A 2,199-nucleotide genomic window follows, 5' to 3' on the forward strand; every position below is an offset into this window, starting at 1 on the left:
ATCGTGGTGCCGGGCCGCTTCGGCGTGCGCCTGGAGGACCACTTCCATGTCACCGCCGACGGCGCGCAATGGTTCACGCCGCCATCGCCGGCCATCGACCGGCCTTTTGCCTGACCTGATACGCAAGGAGACACGCTGCATGCTTCGATCCAGGGGAATCCACCATTACGCCCGCAGCCTGGCGTTGGGCCTGGCCTGCGCCGGTGCACCGCTGCTGGCCCGGGCCGATGCGCCGCCGGCACCGGATGCGGCGGCGTTCAACCGCTCGCTGCAGCTGCGCGAACAGTGGATGTACCTGACCCAGGGCCTGGCCGGGCCGGCGACCTGGACCGATGCACGGCAGTACCGCTACCGGCGTACCGCGCCGGGCGGCTTCGAGTTCGTCAGCCGCAGCGTGGGCCAGGCCGGCGCGGTGCCGGCATTCGACCAGGCACGGCTGGCGACGGCGCTGTCGCCGCTGCTGGGCCGCAGCGTCCAGGCCCTGCGCCTGCCGTTCTCCGACTACACGCTGGAAGCGGACGGGCGTGCCCTGCGTGCCTGGATCGACGGCGGCTGGATGCGGTGCGAGCTGGGCGATGCCTACCGCTGCGCGCGCTGGAGCGCGCCGGAGCGGGAACCGCGCCCGCGTGGCTGGGGCGTGGTGCGTGACCTGTCGGTGCCCGCCGACGACACGCCGCAGCGCTCGCCCGACGGGCGCTACGAGGCGCAGGTGCGCGAGGGCAGCGTGGTGCTGCGCCAACTCGCCGATGGCCAGACCCGGGTGTTGGCGCGCGACGGCGCGGCCACCGATTTCTACGACCCGGAGAGCATCGTCTGGTCGCCGGACTCCTCGCGCTTCGTGGTACTGCGCGTGGTGCCCGGCTTCGCACGCCAGGTGACGCGGGTGGAAACCGCACCGCGCGACCAGGTGCAGCCGCGGGTGCGCACCCAGCTCTACCCCAAGCCCGGCGACCCGGTGGACATCGATCGCCCGGTGATCTTCGAGGTGACCGGTGGCCGTCGCATCGACGTGCCGACCGCCCTGTTCGACAACGCCTACGAGATCACCCCGCCGCAGTTCCGCGCCGACGGCCGCACCCTGGCATTCCGCTACACCGCGCGTGGCCACCAGCGCGTGCGCCTGATCGAGGTGGACGCGCATGGCGGCGCGGCGCGCAGCGTGGTCGAGGAAGCCAGCAAGACCTTCGTCAACAGCTGGTGGTACCGCGCCGAGTTCCACGACGTGGGCAATCGCGGCGAGCAGATCGTGTGGATGTCCGAACGCGATGGCTGGAACCACCTGTACATGGTCGACGGCCGCACTGGCCGGCTGCAGCAGCTGACCCGTGGCCCGTGGGTGGTGCGGCAGATCGTCAAGGTCGACGAAGCCCGCCGCCAGGTCTGGTTCGCCGCCAACGGCCGCGAGCCGGGCGACCCCTACCTGCAGCACTTCTACCGTGTCGATTTCGACGGCCGCAACCTGCAGCACATGACGCCCGGCGATGGCTGGCACGAGATCAGCCTGTCGCCGGACATGAACCATTACGTGGACACCTGGTCACGGCTGGACCAGCCCAACATCACCGAGCTGCGCGACGCCCGTGACGGGCACCTGCTGGACACCGTGGAACGCGGCGACGCCAGCGCGCTGTTCGCCGCCGGCTACCGCGCGCCGGAAACCTTCTCCGCGCCCGGCCGCGATGGCAGCACGCCGATCTTCGGGCTGGTGGTGCGGCCCACACGGCATGACCCGACGCGGCGTTACCCGGTGATCGAGAGCATCTATGCCGGCCCGCACGATTCCTCGGTGCAGAAGAAGTTCTGGCCGTTCGATTCGCAGTCCAGCAACGAGCGGTTGATCGGCCTGCAGGCCTTGGCTGACCTGGGCTTCATCGTGGTCGAGATCGACGGCATGGGCACCATGAACCGTTCCAAGGCCTTCCACGACGTGGCCTGGAAGAACCTGGGCGATGCCGGCTTCCCGGACCGCATCGCCTGGCACAAGGCCATGGCCGCGCGTGATCCTTCCTATGACATCAGTGGCGGCGTCGGCATCTACGGCGCATCGGCCGGTGGCCAGAACGCGCTCAACGCGCTGCAGTTCCACCCGGAGTTCTACACCGTGGCGGTGGCCTACAACGGCTGTTACGACAACCGCATGGACAAGCTCAGCTGGAACGAGCAATGGCTGGGCTGGCCGGTGGATGCCAGTTACAGCCG

Annotated in this window: 1 protein-coding gene; it reads left to right on the top strand. The window is 69.8% G+C overall.

Annotation, left to right across the window (positions count from 1 at the left end; genetic code table 11):
- Positions 1-139: 139 nt before the first annotated feature.
- The coding region (locus VA603_RS01705; RefSeq protein ID WP_323437763.1) for a DPP IV N-terminal domain-containing protein at positions 140-2,199 on the top strand (2,060 nt) is incomplete at its 3' end.

Source organism: Stenotrophomonas capsici, from assembly GCF_034961085.1.
In the GTDB taxonomy this organism is placed as follows: domain Bacteria; phylum Pseudomonadota; class Gammaproteobacteria; order Xanthomonadales; family Xanthomonadaceae; genus Stenotrophomonas; species Stenotrophomonas capsici.